This window comes from [Clostridium] symbiosum ATCC 14940 (assembly GCF_000466485.1).
Taxonomy (GTDB): domain Bacteria; phylum Bacillota; class Clostridia; order Lachnospirales; family Lachnospiraceae; genus Otoolea; species Otoolea symbiosa.
In genome coordinates this window covers 37,583-58,823 of record NZ_KE992834.1, presented here as the reverse complement: position 1 = coordinate 58,823, position 21,241 = coordinate 37,583, and the positions used below count along the sequence as shown (strand labels likewise).

Sequence of the window (21,241 nt, the reverse complement as noted above, 5' to 3'; positions counted from 1 at the left end):
CGGGCGGTTCCTCAAAAATTTCACCTTCTTTCATGCATTAAAAAAGCGCCTATCAATCGATAAACGCCCCACTACTTTTGTCAACTGGTTATACTTATTCTCACAAGCGGAACATCCGGAATCGAACCGGAGACCTGGCAGCCATCAGACGCCTGCGCTACCACTGCGCCATGCTCCACATAGCACGGCCCGCCATCTCTGACGGGCATTGTCAATCTCTCTGAGGCGTTGCGCTCACTCTCAGTTCATCCGGTAGCGAACCGGCCTCTTCGGAATGGCAGGGTTCGAACCTGCACCTTGCGGTGGCCACCGCTACTCTGCCGTTTAAGCTACATTCCGATTACCGGGTCGTCCCCGGTATGCACCAGCTCTGCGCGGCTGGCTGACGGGTATCTTTCGGGCCGCACAGCAGCCAACTGGCATGATACCAACCAAGGGCCCTTTCGTGTCACCTAAACGCCGTTTTCTATCCGATTTGCGAAGCCATGAAGAAAGCAGTAAGAACGTCGGCTTCTAATCGGCCACCAGGCTGTTGCACGCTGGCGGCCGTACGGAGGTCCCGGCCGCTCTAATTATTTTCAAACGGCCGGAATAATGATGAATGAAGCGAACCAGGCTTCTATCCCTAATTCGCTATCTACACTATAACATGGGTTAATAGAAAAAGTCTTGCGGTTAGTTGCGGTGTTTCAAAAAGCGGTCATCAAATTCCAGTAATGCCCTGCCATGTAGATGACAGGCCCAGTAATAATCATATTTCATCTCGGACGCTACCTCGGTCATTGACTGATATTGTACATACAGACGGAACAGGATATCAGAATATTCCTCTCTTGATAAACTCTGTATTTGATTAATGGCCTTATGTCTCATATCATGGTACTCATCTATCTCGGTATTAATTTCTCGCTGCAAGTCGATAAGTCTATCTGATATACTGGTAAATCCTTCCCCGTCGGAACTCATCTGCACCCTGTCTGCCGAGTAATCCATTCCGCTTATGTATGTCCTGCGCTTCTTTAAAGTCTCAAACTCATACTGCTTTCTGTCGATATCGTGATCCAGTTTTCTAATCCTCTTCAAATATTCCTTAGCTGTCATTAATCCTCCTGCCTATGCGTAACAATATTTGTTGTTTGCCTCCCGGACTGTCTCTGTGGCAATCCGCGCATAACATGTCAGTGTCGTATTGATATTGCTGTGTCCAAGTTTACGCTGTACCAGTTCCGCCGGTGCGCCGTGATTTATCATATCAGTACCGCATGTCCGCCGGAAGGTGTGCGGTGATATCTGTAAGCCCTTCAGACGTTCATCCCTGGACTGTATATTTTTTATAATCCACCGAATACCGTCTTTTGTTAACCGATTATAAGGTTTCTTCGTGGATACAAACAGAGCCTCATTATCATCCTTCCTGCCGGCAAGATACTGCGTGACGTGTACGAATGCCTGCGGCGAAAAATATATCTCTCTTTCCTTTCTGCCCTTGCCATAGATAACCGCCCGGCGGTTCACCAGGTCTATCTGATTGCGGTTAAGCTGGCGAATTTCGGAGATTCGGCCGCCAGAACTGTATAAAAAATCTATCAGGGACAGCTCTCTTTCGGTCCGGCAGCAGCAGCGGAAAATCTCCCTCTGCTCCGGTGTCAGGATGGAACCAATCCGAAAATCTTCTTTCGTCTCCTTTATTCTTCTCATGGGATTTTCTACAATGATGTCGTAATCAGTGGCCCAATTAAAAAACTGCCTGAGACATCTAACCTTCCCGTTGTACGTCTTGTCTTTCCACTTCCTGTATACCTTACCGTGTGCGAGATAGCTCCGGATATGATTCTCCCGTATCTCTGCGATTCCAAGCCCGGTAAACTCGATTAATTTTCGCATCGCAAACAGGTACTGCGTAATCGTTCCTGCGGTCTTCCCTTCCACGATTAATTGGTCCCTCCAATTCCTTAAAACCCCAAAGGTAATATCAGAGTTTTCAATTAGTTCGTTCGATGTATCATTTTGAACGAAAGTAAAATTACATAGGTTCATGTATAAGACCATTTTCAGGTCTTCGAAATGTTTGTCTTTTATATAATCACTGGACTGAACCAGAATATTGTTGATTACTGCGTTTGCACTCATCATAATTGTTACCTCCTTGTGTATCTCCAAAAACTCTTAGCTATGTATCTCCGTTTCCTCCATTTTCTTCTACAATCTTTATCCGGTTCAAGCCTCTATACTTCCGAAGCTCTTCTGTTATCAGGTTCCACCGGATTACAAATTCATCTTGCCAGGTTTTTTCCCCTCTGGCCGAAATTTGATATATCCCCTTGTAAATGGAATAGTTTTGTGCATATAGATAGACATGTTTGGCCGATAATCCTATCTTGTCCTGCACCTCGTTCCGTGACAGCCCGGTAAAAAGTATTTTATCTGTTCTTACATCGGTTACATCATACAGGTTTCTGCTCATTTTTTTGCTCCTCTCTCCTTGCTTCTGTTGTCCAGTTCAACCACCAGTTCAGTCACCATGTCTTTACATAGTTTTGAATTATGTCGCTCCATTATCGCCGCGCCGTCCAGTATTACCAGATCCCACATATCCGCATCCGGCGTCAGGGGCTTGTCTCTCCACTTTATCCAGAATTCGTTATATACTTGATTGAAAATATCCATTATTTCATGATTCGTCATTTGTCTCATCCTTTCTGCGCTGTTTACTCAAGGATCGCAATTTCTTAAAAAAGATCGCAAGAGATCGCGTGATTTTCCCTTATGCGATCTCTTGAATCCATTGATATTACTAGGTTTTTTGAAAAAAGATCGCAAGATCGCATTTTTTTCGTTTTTTAAAGCACTATATATTTATCACTCACTGTTCCCTATATATAAAAAATATATATCTCTCTGTAAACAATATCTATGCGATCTTGCGATCTCTATAGAAAGAAACCTTTTATTTATAAGGGTTTTCTCGAGATCGCAAAATTTATTTTCACGCGATCTCTTGCGATCCTTTTTAGAAAAATGCGATCTCTTTCTACCTGAAGGGGGGTGTCTTATCAGGGCAGTCCTCTAAATCGTCAAAGATAAAAGAGGTCGGCAAAGAGATTTTTATATACCTGGCTCTCGTACCTTTGGTTCCTATTGTCGTCACAAAGGCAAGTCTTCCATCTTTTGCACGCTTCAGGTATCCGGATTTTACCCAATCCTTTTTTACTGCGTTAAAGTCAAACCCGTTTTCTTCCAGCACTTTTTGCAACTCTGTCTGATTGAACATACAGCTATCTTTTTCGAGTTTCCCAACAATCCTCACACTGAAATTCGGGTCAAACAGGTTTTCATTTATTGCAATCCAGTCCACAATGAACTGATAAGCCCTTTCCGATTGGGAAACCTCGTCCTCACGCTTCAGCAGGCCGGCCACCGCCGCCGGGTCAAGAGTTGCCTCTCCTGTGAAGATACATTCCCTCGCCAGCTCATCCGCTAGGAGGATGCAGGCCAACGCCTGGATCTGCTTTCCTGTGCTTTCCGCGACGATGGAGAGTTTTTGGCACCATTCCTTGTGCCGCTGTATCAGTACAGAATCTTTAATACTCTGCACATGTGCCACAAATACCTCCCCGGCATGTCCGTTATTTTCCCGGACTATCTCGAGAACATGGGCGAAGTCCGTAAAAAGCGGCTTATCCACTTCCAGGTCGATAATACGGTTGATGGCTCCGGCACCGGACTGCTCCCCGACAATCGGCCGTTCCCCGTTGAAAAAAGAGACATTCTCCCACGTCTTTTGATTCTTTTCCTTGCTGTCCCGGCCCAGGCGGCCACGGGTCTTCCCTTCCGTCATTGCGTAAATCAGCTTTTCAAGGCTTCCCCGGGAAAGCTGCGTCTCGTCCACGAATACCGGCAGACTCTTCAGCAGCGCGGCGCGGCTGGTACAGTAATTAATAGTTGAATCTACCGACAAGATTAATTCATCCGGCAGGCCCCATATAGAGGCAGCCACGAGAAAAGCCACGGTCTTACCTGTTCCGGTCCCGCCCCACAGGTGGACGACAAAGCACAGACATTTTAATTTACTGATAAGCACTGAGGCAAGGCTTGCATCCATCAGAAGCCGTACAATCAGACTCTTTCGATATTCCGTGCATTCTTTGCGCCACTGTTCGGCGGAACCGTGTCCCTTTATCGCCTGAACCGTCTTCTCCTGGGCGTTGTCTCCGTCAAATACAATCCCATTGACATAGGGGAAAAATTCTTTTCCAATCCATCCCAGGTGAGAAATAGCTTTCGTCACCGGAAGTTCGTCCTCGTTGATACGGTACATATCAGCTATATAATTAACAAGGTTCTTCGCCTTTTGGTCAGTCACCACCATGCCCAGGTTGGCAAGTGTAACAATTTTAGTCTTTGAACAGCAGATAGCCGGTTCCACCTTGATATCTTTCCATATGTACCGGCCATTCCGCCGGACGCTGAAGGCGATTGTATATTTCTGTTCGCCTGTTTCAATATTCTCGGTTATGCCAACGGGGAGGATTTGTTGGTGGGTTGCGACAATCAAGATAGGCGGATCTGTCTCCCTTTTTCCCGGAATCCATTTATACACCCCGTCTTTATTGCAAATCCAGTCTCCACATTTTAATTGAACCGGCGCGTCGATGAATTGAGTCACTCCATCCGTTGACGGAAGAACCTTTCCGGAATATGGAGAACTGGACTTCTGGTATTTCAGCGCACTTTCAACCTTCTGCACCACTTCTTTATCTGTAAGCGGCGGTACACACCTTGTTTCATTTTCCACCTGTACTGCCGCCAGTATTGCGTCATCCGATAATCCTTTTGCCTGTAAACTGCATGCCAGCTTAAACAGCATATTATCTCGACTGCCCTCCGGGATTATCTCCGGAACAGAGAAAGACTCTTTCAGCTTCTTTTCAGGCCGTACAAAATCTATAAACTGATAGACTAAGTCATTCGCTTGCTCGATGACAAATTCATCCGGTGCCTGCTCCCACTCATATGCATGTCCGTTTTCATGTATACTGGGCGGTGCCACAATGTAACCGCCATCGCCGCGGATGTCTACTGCTTTTTCTTCATTTATACTGCAAGGCACCTCTCTGTCAGTTTTGTAAAGCAGATGATAACCTCCGCGGCCGGTAATCGTCCGGCAGGTATCCAGAAGCGTACCGTGTTCCAGCTCCCACTCACGCAGCGTCTCATCGCCGTATTTTCCTTTGTCTTTATCAATGTCCAGGTCAATTACAATAAGCCCTCCGCTCATCTGACCTGTTGCAATTCCAATGTTAAAATTCGGATTTCTCTTCCACCAGCTATTGATGATAGCCGGATCGGTGCTTGCCTTATGGAATCCCTGTTCCATAACAGGCCGTTTGGAACGGGGCGCTAAAGGGAAAACGGCCATTCCCATTTTCGCATAGGCAAGTGCATACTGCCTTAAACTATATTTCTCAGACACTTCGGCCTCCATTCTGTATTTGTGTGTGGAGAGAGGCAGTCAACCTCTCTCCGAAGGTTCACTCAAGTGGCATTCAATATTTTCGTGATATATTAACCAGAGAATGAACGGTCAACGAGTTACTATGTAAAGAGCCGTGGCCCGATACATCGCATGAGCTATTACTCCAATATCATTTCCTATTTACGCTCATAATTATATGTGCTATAATACATCACCAAGAGGTGAGGAAATGTTAGATGCAAATACAATAATGAATTTTGGTTTCCCCGACAATTTGAAATATTTAAATCTTGAATTCTGTTTTAATGATACGCTTGCTGATAGTAGTCTTGTCGGCTGTGGCTGCCATTGTAAAACTGATACTGTGAAATTTTTCTTGTACAATAGTTTAGAAAAAAAATGTGTTTTTACTATGCATTTTTTTATTGAAGAAAAATTTAATAACATTTTTAGTAAACTTAAAATATCTGAGCGCCACGTTTATCTGCAGCACATAGCAACCAACAGCCTGTATAGAAAACAGGGCATTGCATCTTTTTATCTCAATAAATTGATCGGCTTTTGTGCAAACAATGATATTCATATCATTGTTCTCGATGCGTGTCCTGATTCCAGTGATGAAACAAATGCCCTGAATAGGAGCGAACTCACTAATTTTTATAACAATTTTTCTACGGATGAAGTCAAGATACAAATTATTTAGTTTTACCGCCGTTCCAGCCCTTTGCAGAATACCGCCGGCAGCCAATGGTCTGTTTTGTACTGCATGCCACGCTTCACCAAAGGGAGCTGCAGTGTTTTTCCATCTATCAGATAGGTGAGAAACGGCGTTGGCTTCCGATGCGCCTTTCCTTCGCTGATAAGTTCGCCCAGCATGTCATATGCCTCTTTCTTCCAGCCTGTCCAAAAAACCACATGCTCACACCGCTCTGATAATGCGTCCAGGTTCCCCTTATAGTCATAATCGTTCTGCTCAAACAGCCATTCCAGTTCTGCATAGCTCACATGGTCATTCTGCTCTATGTACTCTAATACTTTTTCTTTCATCTCGTCTTTTTTCATTGGATACCTCCTCTAAATCATTGCCAGCAACTCCATTGCTTCCAAGAAACGACACTTGCTGATAAGCAGGATCGCTTCATTTTCGATTATAGTTCTGCGGTCAAGCTCCGCTTGCATTGCAGAAACCTCCTTTACAAGTTTCCCTGTTGTATTTACTGCCTTATCATAACTCTCCAGCATCCGGTCATAACGCTCTTCTGGTATCATTACCATTTTCCGTATCTCTGCTATCTTCATAATGCTCCCTTTCTGTTGCGATATCGCAACTCTCCGGCCTTAATCTTCATGACAAGCTCTTCATTCGTCATGGTATTTTATTCTCCTTTTTGGCAAGATTTATCCCGATCCGGACCCCTTCTTCTTTTCCCACATTATAGGCGCGGTTGATTGTGCTGACGATCGCTTCGGCAAGCGCCACATCACCCTCGTCCGGCTTTTCAAGCACCTTCATCCAGCTTTCAACAAAGTCCTGTTCATTAATTGGATATGTCATCCTACTACCCCTTTCCTTCTGCGCTCTTCATTCCCAATTCATAGCCGTACATAAACACCTCCCGGAACTGGTACTCCTCCAACGCACACAAATAGTCTTCTTGTGCCTTGCTTATAGCTGTATATGCTTCGCTGACAGCCTCCGGCGCCGGCTCACAGTTCCGATCCAAAAAACCGCTATACAAAGCTTTCAGTTCTTCTTCTGTAAAATCATCTTTTTTCATGCTGATTCCCCCTTTCTTAAGTTCCAACGTTCTATTGCCGCTTTAACACATTCATCTAGCGAAACATACCTGGACGGCTTACCAACAAATCCGACAGTATGGCCTTCCATCAATATAGGGGATGTGCAATGACATCTCTTGCAAGTTATACGGGCCGTCATGTGTCCGAATGGATTCTCCTGTGTCCGAAGTTCTGCTTCGCCTCCGCAGAACGGACATGGTTTTAAGTTATTCACTTCTATGATCTGTGTCATATCGCTGCCCTCTCTTTCCTAAGTCCGCTCCGATACAGTCTGCGTCGGATTCTAATAATTCTGTTTAACACCTGTTCTATGCCCAATATAAATTCTCCGGCTCTCCCATCTGGTACACTATCCATAATCTCTTTCCTGACATAATCATCAAGCGATAAATAGCCTTCCACTATTTCCGATACATCTTTAAAAATAGAGCTACTTTCACTTAGTACAATTGCGTCGTGTTTCGGCCAGTAAAAAACAAGAGTATGTCCATGTAAATCATCTGGTATATCTTCCTGGGGAACTGATAAAATCCGATGTTCACTATTTAAAATTTTAAAATTCATCTTAAATCCTCCTTAAGCTAAATCATGTCGCTCAAATCGTCCGATATTCGGTCTAAATGGCACGATATTCCGAAGAGTGCTTTTCCCAACGAATCTCCTGTCAGCGAATTTGTTTTATTATTATCCAGTTGGTTGATTAACCCTGTAATCGCCAATGATATTCCTTCAACTTCAATTGATAAATCTGATAAATCTTTTTTCATCCAAAATCCTCCTTTAACTTTCGCCGGAACCGTGGTATTATGTATTTGTGTTATAATCTATCGGCTCCGGCCGGTTGCCCTTTTCTGATTGCCGTCAGTTAAGGGCTTTCTCTTTTTCTTCGGCAGCAGGCGTTTCGCCGGCAACGTGTGTAATCAGCGTGTCAAGGTTAATCAGGATTCTTCGGCCAGCGCGATATACCGGTATTTCACCCTGATTTACCATCTGACGGATTCTCCACTCACCGAGGCCGCTATCCGGGTCTTGCTCTTTAAAGTAGGCAGCACACTGTTTAATTGTCCGCATTCTCGGTATTTCTGCCATTATGGTCCCTTCCTTTCTTTAACATCAAATCATGGAACCGATCCGATGGGCCGTTTTTATTGCAGTAAATTTTCAAGTCATCAACGGCATTCAGCCACTGTAAAAGCATAATTTCCAGATCCGTATTCTGATAATCCCACAGGAGACAGGCCACTTCCTGGGCGGTTCCGATGGGCTTATCAGGCGGCCACTGTTTCAGCTTATCCATCGTATAAAAATAGTCCTTGCAGTCCCATCGCTCCCCGTCGTATTCTTTCGTCACCGGATATAACTGTAAAAGTTTTTGAGGTGTCAATCTCCCGATGGCATCCAGCACCATTTTAATTTCTTTGTACCGGTTCTCAATTTCCAGACAGGATTTATTCTTAATGTGATTGATTTCTTTCCATTTCTCTTTCCTGTAAGCCTTTACTTCCAGATAGATATATTTAGCCAGGTCATCCCCCTGTAACCGATGCACTTTGGATGCACCGCCGCGTGAAGCCAAGAATCTCCACAGGGCATTGCTATACGTCCCGTTCCCTGTCTCATGTCTTCCGTCATTCTCCCACATGTCCCAGGCTCCCTTTGCAAAGGGAATTAGTATATTGGCCGGTCCTCTGTATTCTGCCAACAGGCAGCAGGTGAAGAATAGTCGTTCTGCGAAAGGGCGAAGATTACAAGGGAAACGCCGGTATCTCAGTGTAGTCCTGAATATATCAGCTATGTCGTTATAATCTTCCGACGAAGCCTTATAGCCAAATGCCTCTGGCTCAGCCTTCAACAAGCTCTTTTTGTCCATCCGGTTGAGAGCATAAAGCATATTGTTAATATTTATAATCCAAGAACTATGAGCCTGCGTCGCTTCTTCTATCTCGTCCAGATATTCCGGTTGTAAATACGCTTCCAGTACAGCCCTGCAAAGCTTCAGGCCGTAGGCATCAACTCCTAACCCCCAGGATGCAGGTTTCATTCTAAAAACATGAACTCCGTCTCTCAAACCACCCTCTTCAATTCTGTCGCAACAGGACTTTGCAAACAGTTCCATGTCCCCACCCTTCATAATTTTGCATATACTGAAGATGGGTTCTGAGACATACTTCCCCTTCTTTATGTGCTTTAATAAAAGCTCTTTGCTCTCTGTGTCCATTTCTATCTATTCAACCTCTTTCTGTGTCATGATTTGTCCATCGTGAAAAACATACAGACGTTTTACTTTAAATTCTTCTGTTCCTTCGAGGCCGATATCATTGCAATACATGTGATTGACTCCGATTTTCTCATCATTATCGTCATACACATCTAAGTCACAATATCCTTTCATTTCTGAGATTTCTTTTAAATCTTTTTCCGAAACAGGGCGCAACAGAAATGATGAACTATCTTCTGAATGAGCTACTGTTCTGATATGTTCTCCGTCGAAGCAAATGTCATCAAAGTACAACGCTACGCTTCTTTCTTCGTTCTCAAGCCATATAATGACATTTGCATCTATGTCATTAGAGCTAACCTCCCTGATCGTCATACCAACAAAATCTCTTAAATCCTGACCACAATAAACTTCATCACCATATTTCATACCGCGCTCATAGTTTTCTTTTCTAACAGTCTTATTCATTTTACTTCTCCTCCTCTTTTATCCTAAGATTCTTTCAAGTTCTGGAATTACGCTTTCAAAATACACCCAGGTATCAACTTCTTTTACCGAATGTTCGCTCTTGCTCCGCCGGTATTCTCCATATTTCTCCGTCTTAAGATGGCATTCGTTTGCAATCCGGCCAACCTTATTTGTTGAAATTCCAAACAATTCCCCTATCTCGCTTGCCGAATACACTTTTCTTTCCGACTTCGGCAGAGGCAGAATCGGCTCTCCGGCTAATGTCTCGGCGGCCTTCGCGGTTAGGATTGTTTTATATGTACCTGAGAGCGTATCTACCTGGGCCAGCTTAAGATATGTCTGCGCCATCCGGGAACGGGCATTCATTTCCATGATGCGGGTACGGTCTTGCGTATCGGCTTTTTCTTTCTGAGGAATACCCTCCCGGATGGTATTCTCCATGTCGTGAAAACGGTTGATATAGCGGGCCGTAAATTCCGTTCCTTTAATTCCAGTCAGCTTGTGGGCTGTAAACTCGCAACCCTTCTTTGTAATTTTGAAGCAAGGATATTCTTTTCCTCTTTTTATGTATTTACTTTCCTGAAAGAAATCTGACGGCTCAATCTTGAGCCGTGAATCTGACTCCTCATTTTGGAGGAGTGAAAGTTCTTCAACGTATGAGCGAATATCTCTTACTAAATTCTTGTGTTCTTTGCCTAACATCTCCGCTACTTCGCGGCTGTCTAATGTCTGTTCAATTTGTTTATTCATGCTTCCTTCTCCTTTCTTTTGTAGATTTTTAATCTACTTTTTTCATAAAAAAAATTTCTTCTTTTTTTTCAAGACTATTAATCCCTAATAATTCGCACAACACAGCAACTTCACTTGTCTTAAACTCACTTTTGTTATTGAGTTTAAGAGAAAGCGCGGCTCTAGTTATACCTAATTTTGATGCGACATACTGCATCTTAAAACCACTTTCAGAGATTAACTGTTTGATTTTATCAGTATCAGTCAATCCTTTTTCCTCCTTTCCTCTGTAGATTTTAAATCTACTCAAAATTCTAGCACTGGGTTGATTTTTTGTCAACTATTTTTTTGAATTTTGCTAAAAAAAGTTGATTTTTAATGTACAGTGTGCTATCATATTCTTGTAGGAGGTGCTTACATGACTACCGTTGGAAACAATATAAGAAAGCGACGTGAAGAACTTGGAATGACTCAGGAAGAATTAGCAAAAAAACTAAATTATAAATCCAAGTCAACTATAAACAAAATTGAAGCAGGAATAAATGATATAACACAGTCTAAGGTCGTCGCATTCGCTGATGCACTTGAAACAACCGTTGCCTATCTTATGGGATGGGAGGAGGAGAAGCCACAACTTCCCAAAAAAGATGAGCGTGAAATTGGTGACGAACTTAATAAAATCATGAAAGAGTTCGAGAATGGGAAAGGCCCTCTGTTCTATAATGGAGAACCTTTAGACAGCAAACATATGGAACTTTTAAAAAGCACTTTAGAACTTACCATTGCAGAAGTTAAACGTCGCAACAAAGTTACTCCTCTTCCAAAAGAACATATAATGCCCCAGGCCGCCCACGAACGCACTGACATTGAAGTAACTGACGATATGAGAAAACATGACAATGACATTATGGACGACGACGCTTTTTGGAATAAATAGGGGTTGATGGATTGACTTATGATGAATTACTGATTGAAGCCGACGGAGCAGGGCTGATAGTGAAAGAAGCCCCACTCCTGTCCGGTGATGGCCGTTGCAAGGGCTGCCGCATTGCGATCCGGAAGGACATACCGACTTTGCAAAAAAAAGCGGATACTTTGGCAGAAGAAATGGGCCATTTCTATACCACCGTTGGTAACATTCTGGAACAAGATACAGTTAATAGCTGCAAACAGGAACGCTCAGCCCGGTTATGGGCTTATAATAAACAGATCGGACTACAAGGAATTATATGGGCCTATCAGCATCAGTGCCGAAATCCGTTCGAGGCAGCCGAATATCTTAACGTATCAGAGGAAACCTTTACGGAGGCCATAGAGTTTTACCGGAAAATATACGGGCATGGTATTATGATAGATAACTATTTCATACAATTTGAACCTAATCTTCAAGTGTATGAGTATTTCCAGATATAAGGAGGACACCGCATGAAATTCGGAATGAGAAAAGTAAGCCCCATGAAGTCCTTTAAGGCCAGAACCACCGGCCGGGCCAAAAGGGCGATTAAAAAAGCGATTATCCCAGGATACGGTAAGAAGGGCATGGGCTGGCTGAAGAACCCGAAGAAGGCTGCCTATAACAAAATCTACAAAAAGACTACTTTCAGCCTTTTTGATTTATTTAAATAATATACAAAGGAGGATTTTATTATGGCATTTGGAATGAAAAACATTTTACAGGGAGGATTTGCTGCGAACTACAGCGAAGCGTCCGTTGAAGAACTCAACAAAGAATACGGAATGTATCTGATGGATGGAGAACAGATTACAATGGGATTCAAACTGGTGCGTGATGCTCTGATTTTTACTGATAAGCGCATTGTTTTGACAGATAAGCAAGGCGCTACAGGCACGAAAATGAGTGTTACATCCATAAATCTGTTTTCCATTGTTGAAGTAAAGATGGAGACATCCGGTTTCGGTTTTGATGACAGTGAACTGACCTTTACATATATCAACTCCCCGGAACTGAAAGGCCACCATGTTACATATGCATCGCATAAGCTGGAATTTCCTAAAAAGTACAATGTTCAGTCTTTGTACAAAATTCTACAGGAATTGGCATATGAAAACTGTCTGCGCATAAACGGGTTAGACAAATAAGTAGCAAAAAGCCCCTGTGCGACAAACACAAGAGCTTTTCACATAGATTCTCTTGCCGGATTGCTCCGGAAAGATATACTTTATTCTGAACAAATAAATTATATCATCCTTAGGGCGTCCTGGCAAGAGGGCGTTATTTTTATACTCAAAAATAGTTGCGATATCGCAACTTTCAGAAAGGATGATACTATGGCAAGCATAACCCCACGCAAAAACAAGCAAGGCGAAATCATTTCATATCAAATTGAGGTGTTCCGAGGCCGGGACAGTTCCGGAAAGAAACTCAAACCATTTTCTATGAGTTGGAAGGTCCCGCAGGGCTGGAAAGAGCGGTCCATCCAAAAAGAACTGGATAAGGTAGCAAACGAATTTGAGCTTAACTGCAAAGCTGGACGTATATCAATCGAAAAGAAGACATTCGAACAGTATGCTGCTTATGTAATGACGTTGAAAGAACGAGACAACAAGCACAAGACTGTATTCCGGTACAAGCAGCTCCTAAACCGTATCAATGCTGAAATCGGCCATATTACCGTTTCAAAGCTCACCAGTGCGGAACTGAACAGCTTTTATCTAAAGATGGGTAAAAAGGGGCAAAATAAGCGAACTGGTGGAGGGTTATCTCCGCAGACAATCCTGCATCATCATCGCCTGATACATGCGATATTGGAACAAGCCGTAAAGGAAGGTATAATCCAGTTTAATCCGGCCGATGGAGCCACACCACCAAAACAGCCAAAGCATGAGGCCGATTTTTTTGAAATAGCGGATGTAATAAGAATCCGTGAAGTGCTGCTGAAGGAACCGTTAAAATGGAGAGTGATTGTTTACTTGCTGATTGATACGGGGGCCAGGCGCGGTGAAATAATGGGGTTGAAATGGTCTTCTATCGACTTCGGAGCTAATCAGATCGTAATAGAAAACAATCTTTTATATTCTCCTGATATCGGTGTTTACAACGACACTCCAAAGACGCATAAAAAAAGGACAATCAATATAGCACCTGAAATATGCAGTTTGCTGAAATTATATAGAAAAGAACGACTTAAGCATAAAATGAGTATGGGGGATCTCTGGACAGATACCGGCTTCTGCTTTACCCAGGATAACGGCCTTCCTATGTATCCTGATTCATTGAATACTTATCTATATCAATTGCAGGACGAATACGATCTACCTCCGATACACCCACATAAATTCAGACACACCCATGCAAGCATATTGTACGAACTCGGTGAAAATCCTGTCGCAATATCTAAGCGTCTCGGACATGATCAGGTTAGCACCACTCAAAACATGTACAGCCACGTTTTGAAGGAAAGTGATAAAAAAGTCAGTAACGATGTAGCGGAACTCCTTTACAGAAACACTAACAAGAAAAGGGGGAAGACAGCAAAATAAAGTCAGTCCGTATTTAGTCCGTATATTTTTTTAAGACGAGATAATATTGAATCTACACCTTTTCAATTCAAAATATTAAAAAAGCTCAGATTCCCTTTAAAATCAAAGGTTTCTGAGCTTTTTTAAATTCCCTATTCATTAGCAGGGGAAGAGGGATTCGAACCCCCATTAACGGTTTTGGAGACCGTTGCTCTGCCATTGAACTATTCCCCTAAAATTGCCTGCCCAAGTATAATACCACAGGACAGGCAGTATGTCAATCGGTTTTTTCCAAATTGCAAATAAATTGTTTTAATTAATGAAATTATTGTAATTGTTTCGCTCAACGTAACAATATTGCTTCTTAACCACTGTCCTGGGGTTAAATCAGGTTGATTGCCTCTCTTACATTGCTTACCCCCGCCAGCTCAATATCGTTTCTTTTTTTCAGCTTTTCAAAGCTTACGAGCGGCATGATGCAGCGTGTGAAGCCCAGCTTCACCGCTTCGTTCACTCTCTGTTCGGCCATTGATACGGCCCTTACTTCCCCGGATAGACCGACTTCGCCGAATATGACGGTCTTTTCATCGACCGGTCTGTCTTTATAGCTGGAAATCAGTGCCATCACGATGGCCAGATCCAGCGCCGGTTCATTCATTTTCATACCGCCCGCAATGTTGACATAGGCATCGAATTGGGACAATTCATACCGGCATCTTTTTTCGAGTACCGCCATCAGGAGATTCACCCGGTTATAATCAGTTCCCGCCGCTGTTCTTCTGGGCATTCCGAAGTTCGTCTTTGTCACCAGCGCCTGTACCTCCAGCATAATCGGCCTGGTTCCTTCCAATGAACAGGCGGCAACGGCACCCGAGGCTCCTGCGGGCCTGCCGTCCAGCATGAATTCCGATGGATTCTTTACTTCTGCCAGTCCCTCCTCCCTCATCTCGAACACACCGATTTCATTCGTGGAGCCAAAACGGTTCTTAATCCCTCTTAATATCCGGTAGGAAGCATGGCGGTCACCTTCAAAATAGAGCACCGTGTCCACCATATGTTCCAGTACCCTGGGTCCGGCCACAACCCCCTCCTTTGTCACATGGCCAATAATAAATACCATAACGCCCAGACCCTTGGCAATCTGCATCAAAATATTGGTGCATTCCCTCACCTGGCTGACACTGCCGGGAGCCGAAGTAACTTCCTCCATATACATGGTCTGTATGGAATCAATCACAACCGCATCCGGCATTGTCCGTTTAATCACCTCTTCTATGGTCCCCAGGTTTGTTTCACACAGGAAAGAAAGGGGGCCTGTCACCGTCCCGATTCTGTTCGCCCGCAGCTTTATCTGTTTCAGGGATTCCTCTCCCGATATGTAAAGTATTTTCTGGTTCTGTCCCGCCAGATTACGGCAAACCTGCAGAAGAAGCGTGGACTTACCGATGCCCGGATCTCCTCCAACCAATACAAGGGAGCCCCTTACGATCCCCGAGCCTAAAACGCGATCCAGCTCATCAAAGCCGGTCCGTATCCGATCCTCCTCGTCCAGCACAATCTCCGACAGCATGACAGGCCTGGCCGTATCGGCGGATACCTTCCGGGCAGAGCCAGTCCCGCCTTTACCAACGGTTTTTATCTGGGAGACCGGCTCCTCCACCATCGTATTCCACGACTTGCATGCCGGGCACTGTCCGGTCCATTTCGCCGACTCATAGCCGCAATCACTGCAAAAATAAGCTGTTGATTTCCCTTTTGCCATTCTCTCCTCCGTAAATAAATAGTCGCCGACATCAGAATGGAGGCAAATCTTTCGACCGCCTCCATCCTGTAATTCTGCTTATCTCTATCTTCCTGCAATTCTTATCTCTGTTCTTACGCCCTCGTTCAGTTCCACGCTTAAAACAAGTTTTCCGCTTACGTTGGTCGTCATGCCTCCTACGGCAATCCCATCAATGAAAACTTCATATTCACGATCATCTTCAAGCTGAACTGTGATCTGAGCATCCTGGTTTCCTTCTACAGCAAAGGTTACCTCGGAATCATCAACAGCAAAATGGTTAACTGCCGTTCCCGGTACGGACTCATAAACAAACATTCCGTTCCTCTCCAGTTTTGTTATCTCATGAAAGGTTTTTACTTTGTATAAATCTCCTTTGTATTCAAAATCCTGAAGTTTGGACTTTGTCGCTAATTCATAATTGCCAAAACTGATTGTACCGTCATCCTCGATGCGGATTAACTCGCTAACTACTGGCATAAATCTATCCTCCTGGTATTCTTCTGTGTGTTTCCCTGTGTAGGATTATTCTATCACAGTTTCTTTTACTTGACCAGTATTTTATTCTCTTTGGAAGAGTCCCTGACGGTAAATTTAAGGCCCTCCCCGTCTCTGGTTACAAGCACTTCATCGTCCTTTTTAATATGGCCCTCCAGCAGTTCTTCTGAGAGCTTATCCTCTATCTGGTTCTGGATTGTCCGCCGCAGCGGCCTTGCGCCGTATTTCTCATCGTATCCCTTCTCAGCCAGGTATGCAACCGCCCCGTCATCGACAGTCAGGCTCATGCCGACCTGGGCTTTGGTTCTTCTGATAATTGTTTTAAGCATAATTCCGGCAATCTCTTCGATATTCTTCTTATTGAGCGGATGGAATACCATGATTTCATCAATTCGGTTTAAAAATTCCGGTTTAAACATCCTTTTCACTTCATCCATGACACGGTTTTTCATAAACTCGTAATCCGTCTTCGCATCTGAATCGGAAGAGAATCCCAGACGCTTCGGTGAAATGATATTCTCGGCTCCGGCATTGGATGTCATGATGAGCACAGTATTTTTAAAATCGATCTTTCTTCCCTGGGCATCCGTGATATGACCGTCATCCAGTATCTGAAGCAGGATATTGAATACATCGGGATGGGCTTTCTCGATCTCATCAAACAGAATGACGGAATACGGGTTGCGGCGCACCTTCTCGCTGAGCTGGCCGCCCTCCTCATATCCCACATAACCAGGAGGTGAGCCAATCATCTTGGAGACACTGTGCTTCTCCATATACTCCGACATATCTACCCGGATCATCGCATTCTCCGTACCGAACATTGCCTCGGACAGCGCCTTTGACAGCTCGGTTTTGCCGACTCCGGTGGGCCCCAGGAACAGGAAAGAACCAATCGGGCGCTTAGGATCCTTTAAGCCCACGCGGCCCCTGCGGATCGCCTTAGAAACAGCGGTTACCGCTTCTTCCTGGCCCACCACTCTTTCATGCAGGATCGATTCCAGTTTTAAGAGTCTCTCCGACTCCTCCTGTGCCAGCTTTCGGACCGGAATTCTGGTCCAGTCGGATACAATATCCGCAATCTCATTGTCACCGACCACCAGCTTCCGTGAATTTTTTTCCTTCTGCCACTTATCGCGGATTTTTTCTATCTTTTCTCGTTTTTTATCCTGTTTCTTTTTTATGTCTCCCGCCTTTTCATAAGCTTCCGCCTTGATGGCGTCTTCCTTCTGGCGTTCGAGCTTCTTAATATCCTCTTCGAGGACTTTAATCTCTTCCGGCTCCGTGTAAACGGTCAGACGCAGCTTGGAGGATGCCTCGTCAATCAGGTCAATCGCCTTATCCGGCAGAAAACGGTCGTTGATATACCGGGCCGCCAGCTTGACTGCCGCCTCTAGCGCCTCATTTGTGATCGTCACCTTGTGATGCTCCTCATACCGGCTTCTCAGTCCCCTGAGAATCTCGATTGAATCCTCCTCCGAAGGTTCCTCTACCATAACCGGCTGGAAACGGCGCTCAAGAGCCGCGTCTTTCTCTATATATTTGCGGTATTCTTCCACTGTAGTGGCTCCAATCAGCTGTATTTCTCCTCTGGCCAGCGACGGTTTCAGGATATTCGAAGCGTCAATGGCCCCTTCCGCCCCTCCGGCTCCGATGATGGTATGAATCTCATCGATGAAGAGCAGGATATCACCGTCCTCCTTTACCTCGGACAAGACTTTCTTGATACGTTCCTCAAATTCACCTCTGTACTTGGAACCTGCCACCATACCCGACAAATCGAGGCTGACAACTCTCTTCTTTGCGATTGTCTCAGGAACATTGCCCGATATTATGAGCTGCGCCAGCCCCTCCACAACCGCCGTCTTTCCGACTCCCGGTTCGCCGATCAGACAGGGATTATTCTTTCCTCTTCTGCTGAGAATCTGGATTACTCTTTTCATCTCTGTCTCGCGTCCAATCACCGGATCCAGTTTTCCTTCTTTGGCAAGCTCCGTCAAATCCCGGCTGAAGCTGTCGAGATTAGGAGTATTACCTTTTTCTTTTCTGAGTCTGCCGGCCGCTTCCTCCCGGCCCGCAGGGACATCGTCCCCCATGGCAGCCATCAGATCCACGTATAATTTTTGAATATTTACATTCATTGTATTGAGAAGGCGTGATGCCGTGCATTTCCCTTCTTTAATCATGGCAATGAGTATATGCTCCGTCCCTATAAGAGGAGCTTTAAAGAAAACGGCTTCCTCATAACTTGCCTGCAGCACTGCTCTGGCTCCCGGTGTATACTCCGCCTGATCTGCTGTTCTCGTTGGCACGGCCGGTGAAATCAGGCGTTCCATCAGCTCCAGAATCTTATCTTCCGTCACATCATACCGCTCCAGAATGGCAGCAGCCACACCGCTTCCTTCCTTTATCAGTCCAAGAAGCAGATGCTCTGTTCCCACATAGCCGTGCTCCAGCTCCTCTGCTGTCTCCACAGCCAGGCGGATTGCCTCTCTGGCTTTCTGCGTAAAACGGTCTATCATAAAATGTTCCTCCTGCATATTCATTACTGCTGTTCTCTATCAGTTACTGTTCAAACGGGAGTATTCCTCGTGTTATTGATCGCACCATACTGCTTTTGGGCGTAGTGCGAACAGCAACCTTCATCATTTAAGCTCCGGCAGGTGTTCCCTGAGATATCCGCCCCTAGCCACTTCAAGCTCATCTTTGCCGAGAGGCTGTCTGGAATACTTCTGAAGATTTGCCGGCTGAATTCCTATCATCAGGTTATAAATGCCTGCGAACTCCTTCGTCTCAACCAGGCCGTCCGCTATCCCGGCCCTGAGATGGGACAGGAAGGTCATAGCCTCCTTCATGGAAAGCTTTCTTGCGTATTTCAGGACTCCGTACGATTTATATACTTCATCTTCGCGCAAAAGACGGTGCTTTGACAGGGAAGCCTCCCTTATCTCCCGTTCCTGCTGGGAAAGCTGTACGGCTACACTGCTGACAAGCTCGATGATTTCCTGTTCATTCATCCCCAGCGTTTTCTGATTGTAAATTTCATAGAGATCTCCATAATTCTCCGTTCCGCGGCCGTAGACTCCCCTGACCGTCGTCCCGAATCGGCTCATATCTCCCAGAAGATCCTGAAACCGCTTGCTGGTAGAAAGAGAAGGCAGATGTACTACTACCGATGCCTTCATTCCGGTCCCCACATTGGTGGGATAGGCCGTCAGATACCCATATTTGCTGCTGAACGCATATGGAAATTTTGCATTAAGATAATCATCCAGTTTATCAGCTTCATCATAGCAGGACTTAAGCTCCAGTCCCGGAGCCAGGATCTGCAGACGGATATGATCGTCGCCGTTCAGTACGAGACTTACCGCTTCGTCATCCGAACAGATAATACTTCCGGGAGTTTTCTTCTCCACCAGCGTCTTATTCAGCAGGCGGCGCTCCCTCAGGGCGACGCGGTCCAGTTCTTCCATCTTATCCAAAGCCCTGAACTCATACCGGCGGCCGTCCTTTCCCTGGATATCTCTCAATTCCTGCATCATCCGCCCTACCATGTACCTGGCCTCATTGTCCTCAAGCCTGGAGGGGAATTTATACTCTTCCCAGTTTCTTGAAAGACGCACCCGGCTGGATACAATATTTGACGGATCATTCTTTACATCTTCAAACCATCTCGTCATTCTTTTCATTCTCCTCTTTTAAGGCCTTTATTCTGTCACGGCAGACTGCCGCTTCCTCATATTCCTCAGCTTTAATCGCAGACTTAAGCCTTCTCTCCAGCTGCTTAAGCTGCTCCTCTGTGGAAAATTCCATGACACCGCCGCTGGTAACGGCTGCCGTCCCTCCTGCCGGCCGAATCTTCGGCTGTTTACCCGTATGGCTTGCGCTCTCCTGTAATTTCTTAATCTTCTCTCCTATCAGCAGATCAAAGACATGATAGCAGTCGGCGCAGCCAAAACGGCTGTTCTCGACAAACTCCTCGTAAGTGGTCTTGCAGGTGGGACAGGCCACCTCATCCATCTTCTGCTGCCGCGCGGCAGACGGCTGCAGCCCCAGCAGGCTTGACAGCAGCTTGCCGAGTGGAAATTCTCCTTCAATTATAGCGGAATAGGGGCCGAAATCCATCTCCTGCGCACACTGTGAACACAGATTATGCTCTGTCTTCACTCCATTCATTACCTCTGTATATTTGATATTTGCTTCACGAATTCTGCATTTCTCACATAACATCTTCTTATCCTCCATGAAAAAATGCCAGCCTTTACCCGGAAAAAGCGTCAAAAATAGAATCTACCAGCCGATGAACCTCTTCACGGCTCACATTCTTGCAGGCTCCCCTGGCAAGAATAACGCTTAAATCACGCTCCATCTCACGGATTGCCCTGATTTTATCGGCATCCAGAGATATGACTGCGCCTCTCCGTCGATCCAGCTTGACAAAACCTTCCTGCTTTAATACAGAATATGCTTTATTCACCGTATGCATGTTAATCCCGATGTCATCGGCCAGTTGACGCACGGAAGGCAGCGTCTCCCCTTCGCGGAGACGTTCTGTTGCTATGCCTATTATAATCTGATTTCTAAGCTGAATGTAAATCGCTTCATCACTGTTAAAGTCGATCTCTACAATCATAATCCACCATCTTTCGTCAATTTGTTATAGTGATTATATAACAAAGCAAACATGAAGTCAACCTGTAAAATCCTTGTAAATGCTCATGCCGTTTGAACAGTTTGTTTTGTTAATCAGGTGAGGACGCCGCCGGGACGAAAGACTCAGCCAGCCCCCTCA

General features: G+C 45.0%; 29 protein-coding genes and 3 tRNA genes. 6 read left to right on the top strand and 26 right to left on the bottom strand.

The features are described 5' to 3' along the window. Positions 1–106: 106 nt before the first annotated feature. From CLOSYM_RS04260 to CLOSYM_RS22225, 7 genes are all read right to left on the bottom strand, one after another. A tRNA-Ile gene (locus tag CLOSYM_RS04260) sits at positions 107–178 on the bottom strand. Positions 179–269: 91 nt separating this feature from the next. Then, positions 270–339, bottom strand: a tRNA-OTHER gene (locus CLOSYM_RS04255). Between the two features lie 336 nt (positions 340–675). Continuing rightward, the gene (locus tag CLOSYM_RS04250) at positions 676–1,101 is read right to left on the bottom strand and encodes a hypothetical protein (protein WP_021641097.1); all 426 of its coding nucleotides are present in this window, start codon (positions 1,099–1,101) and stop codon (positions 676–678) included. Between the two features lie 12 nt (positions 1,102–1,113). Continuing rightward, on the bottom strand, positions 1,114–2,133 hold the full coding sequence (locus CLOSYM_RS04245) for a tyrosine-type recombinase/integrase (RefSeq protein WP_021641096.1): 1,020 nt from the start codon (positions 2,131–2,133) through the stop codon (positions 1,114–1,116). Between the two features lie 37 nt (positions 2,134–2,170). Beyond that, complete coding sequence (locus CLOSYM_RS04240; protein ID WP_021641095.1) at positions 2,171–2,464, bottom strand: hypothetical protein; 294 nt, start codon at positions 2,462–2,464, stop codon at positions 2,171–2,173. Next, entirely contained in the window at positions 2,461–2,685 is a 225-nt protein-coding gene (locus CLOSYM_RS04235; protein WP_044902123.1) for a hypothetical protein, read from the bottom strand. The genes CLOSYM_RS04240 and CLOSYM_RS04235 overlap by 4 nt, the downstream gene beginning before the upstream one ends. Positions 2,686–3,031: 346 nt before the next feature. Further along, positions 3,032–5,473 carry a bifunctional DNA primase/polymerase gene (locus tag CLOSYM_RS22225; RefSeq protein ID WP_169728232.1) on the bottom strand — a complete coding sequence of 814 codons (2,442 nt, stop codon included), beginning with the start codon at positions 5,471–5,473 and terminating at the stop codon, positions 3,032–3,034. Between the two features lie 232 nt (positions 5,474–5,705). Between CLOSYM_RS22225 and CLOSYM_RS04225 the strand changes: the two genes are divergently transcribed. Continuing rightward, positions 5,706–6,179: a GNAT family N-acetyltransferase gene (locus CLOSYM_RS04225; RefSeq protein ID WP_021641092.1), complete on the top strand. Its 474-nt coding sequence runs from the start codon at positions 5,706–5,708 to the stop codon at positions 6,177–6,179. 2 nt (positions 6,180–6,181) lie between these two features. Here CLOSYM_RS04225 and CLOSYM_RS04220 read toward each other — a convergent pair whose 3' ends face one another. From CLOSYM_RS04220 to CLOSYM_RS04165, 12 genes are all read right to left on the bottom strand, one after another. Continuing rightward, complete coding sequence (locus tag CLOSYM_RS04220) at positions 6,182–6,538, bottom strand: hypothetical protein (protein ID WP_021641091.1); 357 nt, start codon at positions 6,536–6,538, stop codon at positions 6,182–6,184. 12 nt (positions 6,539–6,550) lie between these two features. Then, positions 6,551–6,775: a hypothetical protein gene (locus tag CLOSYM_RS04215; protein ID WP_021641090.1), complete on the bottom strand. Its 225-nt coding sequence runs from the start codon at positions 6,773–6,775 to the stop codon at positions 6,551–6,553. A gap of 67 nt (positions 6,776–6,842) precedes the next feature. Then, the gene (locus CLOSYM_RS04210) at positions 6,843–7,031 is read right to left on the bottom strand and encodes a hypothetical protein (RefSeq protein ID WP_021641089.1); all 189 of its coding nucleotides are present in this window, start codon (positions 7,029–7,031) and stop codon (positions 6,843–6,845) included. A gap of 4 nt (positions 7,032–7,035) precedes the next feature. Then, positions 7,036–7,254: a hypothetical protein gene (locus tag CLOSYM_RS04205; protein WP_044902122.1), complete on the bottom strand. Its 219-nt coding sequence runs from the start codon at positions 7,252–7,254 to the stop codon at positions 7,036–7,038. After that, positions 7,251–7,508 (bottom strand): Lar family restriction alleviation protein, encoded by a 258-nt coding sequence (locus CLOSYM_RS24215; RefSeq protein ID WP_081697041.1) that lies wholly within the window; start codon positions 7,506–7,508, stop codon positions 7,251–7,253. The genes CLOSYM_RS04205 and CLOSYM_RS24215 overlap by 4 nt, the downstream gene beginning before the upstream one ends. Continuing rightward, positions 7,505–7,840 carry a hypothetical protein gene (locus CLOSYM_RS04200; RefSeq protein WP_021641087.1) on the bottom strand — a complete coding sequence of 112 codons (336 nt, stop codon included), beginning with the start codon at positions 7,838–7,840 and terminating at the stop codon, positions 7,505–7,507. The genes CLOSYM_RS24215 and CLOSYM_RS04200 overlap by 4 nt, the downstream gene beginning before the upstream one ends. 17 nt (positions 7,841–7,857) lie before the next feature. Beyond that, positions 7,858–8,043: a hypothetical protein gene (locus CLOSYM_RS04195; protein ID WP_021641086.1), complete on the bottom strand. Its 186-nt coding sequence runs from the start codon at positions 8,041–8,043 to the stop codon at positions 7,858–7,860. Between the two features lie 94 nt (positions 8,044–8,137). Beyond that, positions 8,138–8,365, bottom strand: coding sequence for a MerR family transcriptional regulator (locus tag CLOSYM_RS04190; RefSeq protein WP_044902121.1), 228 nt, complete (start codon positions 8,363–8,365; stop codon positions 8,138–8,140). Further along, positions 8,334–9,392, bottom strand: coding sequence for a hypothetical protein (locus CLOSYM_RS21945; protein WP_156684919.1), 1,059 nt, complete (start codon positions 9,390–9,392; stop codon positions 8,334–8,336). Before CLOSYM_RS21945 ends, CLOSYM_RS04190 begins: the two co-directional genes overlap by 32 nt. A gap of 108 nt (positions 9,393–9,500) precedes the next feature. After that, the gene (locus CLOSYM_RS04180; RefSeq protein WP_021641083.1) at positions 9,501–9,962 is read right to left on the bottom strand and encodes a hypothetical protein; all 462 of its coding nucleotides are present in this window, start codon (positions 9,960–9,962) and stop codon (positions 9,501–9,503) included. A gap of 18 nt (positions 9,963–9,980) precedes the next feature. Next, a complete protein-coding gene (locus CLOSYM_RS23345; protein ID WP_021641082.1) occupies positions 9,981–10,712 on the bottom strand; it encodes a Rha family transcriptional regulator in 732 nt (243 codons plus the stop codon). A 28-nt stretch (positions 10,713–10,740) separates the two neighbouring features. Further along, a complete protein-coding gene (locus tag CLOSYM_RS04165; RefSeq protein ID WP_044902120.1) occupies positions 10,741–10,959 on the bottom strand; it encodes a helix-turn-helix domain-containing protein in 219 nt (72 codons plus the stop codon). Positions 10,960–11,109: 150 nt separating this feature from the next. Between CLOSYM_RS04165 and CLOSYM_RS21935 the strand changes: the two genes are divergently transcribed. The 5 genes from CLOSYM_RS21935 to CLOSYM_RS04140 all read left to right on the top strand — a co-directional run bounded on the left by CLOSYM_RS21935 (position 11,110) and on the right by CLOSYM_RS04140 (position 14,192). Further along, positions 11,110–11,628, top strand: coding sequence for a helix-turn-helix domain-containing protein (locus CLOSYM_RS21935; protein ID WP_021641080.1), 519 nt, complete (start codon positions 11,110–11,112; stop codon positions 11,626–11,628). Positions 11,629–11,639: 11 nt separating this feature from the next. Next, positions 11,640–12,104, top strand: a complete 465-nt coding sequence (locus CLOSYM_RS04155; protein ID WP_021641079.1) for a toxin-antitoxin system toxin component — start codon at positions 11,640–11,642, stop codon at positions 12,102–12,104. Between the two features lie 12 nt (positions 12,105–12,116). Next, positions 12,117–12,317, top strand: coding sequence for a hypothetical protein (locus CLOSYM_RS04150; protein ID WP_021641078.1), 201 nt, complete (start codon positions 12,117–12,119; stop codon positions 12,315–12,317). A 21-nt stretch (positions 12,318–12,338) separates the two neighbouring features. Further along, a complete protein-coding gene (locus CLOSYM_RS04145; protein WP_021641077.1) occupies positions 12,339–12,791 on the top strand; it encodes a PH domain-containing protein in 453 nt (150 codons plus the stop codon). A gap of 189 nt (positions 12,792–12,980) precedes the next feature. After that, complete coding sequence (locus tag CLOSYM_RS04140) at positions 12,981–14,192, top strand: site-specific integrase (protein WP_044902119.1); 1,212 nt, start codon at positions 12,981–12,983, stop codon at positions 14,190–14,192. A 142-nt stretch (positions 14,193–14,334) separates the two neighbouring features. On the opposite strand, the gene CLOSYM_RS04135 is transcribed toward CLOSYM_RS04140, so the two are convergent. From CLOSYM_RS04135 to CLOSYM_RS04105, 7 genes are all read right to left on the bottom strand, one after another. Continuing rightward, positions 14,335–14,405 (bottom strand) — tRNA-Trp (locus tag CLOSYM_RS04135). A 148-nt stretch (positions 14,406–14,553) separates the two neighbouring features. Further along, a complete protein-coding gene (radA, locus tag CLOSYM_RS04130; protein WP_003510686.1) occupies positions 14,554–15,933 on the bottom strand; it encodes a DNA repair protein RadA in 1,380 nt (459 codons plus the stop codon). A gap of 84 nt (positions 15,934–16,017) precedes the next feature. Further along, positions 16,018–16,431, bottom strand: a complete 414-nt coding sequence (locus CLOSYM_RS04125) for a hypothetical protein (protein ID WP_003510688.1) — start codon at positions 16,429–16,431, stop codon at positions 16,018–16,020. 65 nt (positions 16,432–16,496) lie between these two features. Then, positions 16,497–18,971, bottom strand: a complete 2,475-nt coding sequence (locus CLOSYM_RS04120) for an ATP-dependent Clp protease ATP-binding subunit (protein WP_024738108.1) — start codon at positions 18,969–18,971, stop codon at positions 16,497–16,499. Between the two features lie 123 nt (positions 18,972–19,094). After that, positions 19,095–20,129: an ATP--guanido phosphotransferase gene (locus tag CLOSYM_RS04115; protein WP_021641073.1), complete on the bottom strand. Its 1,035-nt coding sequence runs from the start codon at positions 20,127–20,129 to the stop codon at positions 19,095–19,097. Further along, a complete protein-coding gene (locus CLOSYM_RS04110) occupies positions 20,113–20,679 on the bottom strand; it encodes a UvrB/UvrC motif-containing protein (RefSeq protein WP_003510694.1) in 567 nt (188 codons plus the stop codon). Before CLOSYM_RS04110 ends, CLOSYM_RS04115 begins: the two co-directional genes overlap by 17 nt. Before the next feature lie 31 nt (positions 20,680–20,710). Further along, on the bottom strand, positions 20,711–21,082 hold the full coding sequence (locus CLOSYM_RS04105; protein ID WP_003510696.1) for a GntR family transcriptional regulator: 372 nt from the start codon (positions 21,080–21,082) through the stop codon (positions 20,711–20,713). Positions 21,083–21,241 lie beyond the last annotated feature (159 nt).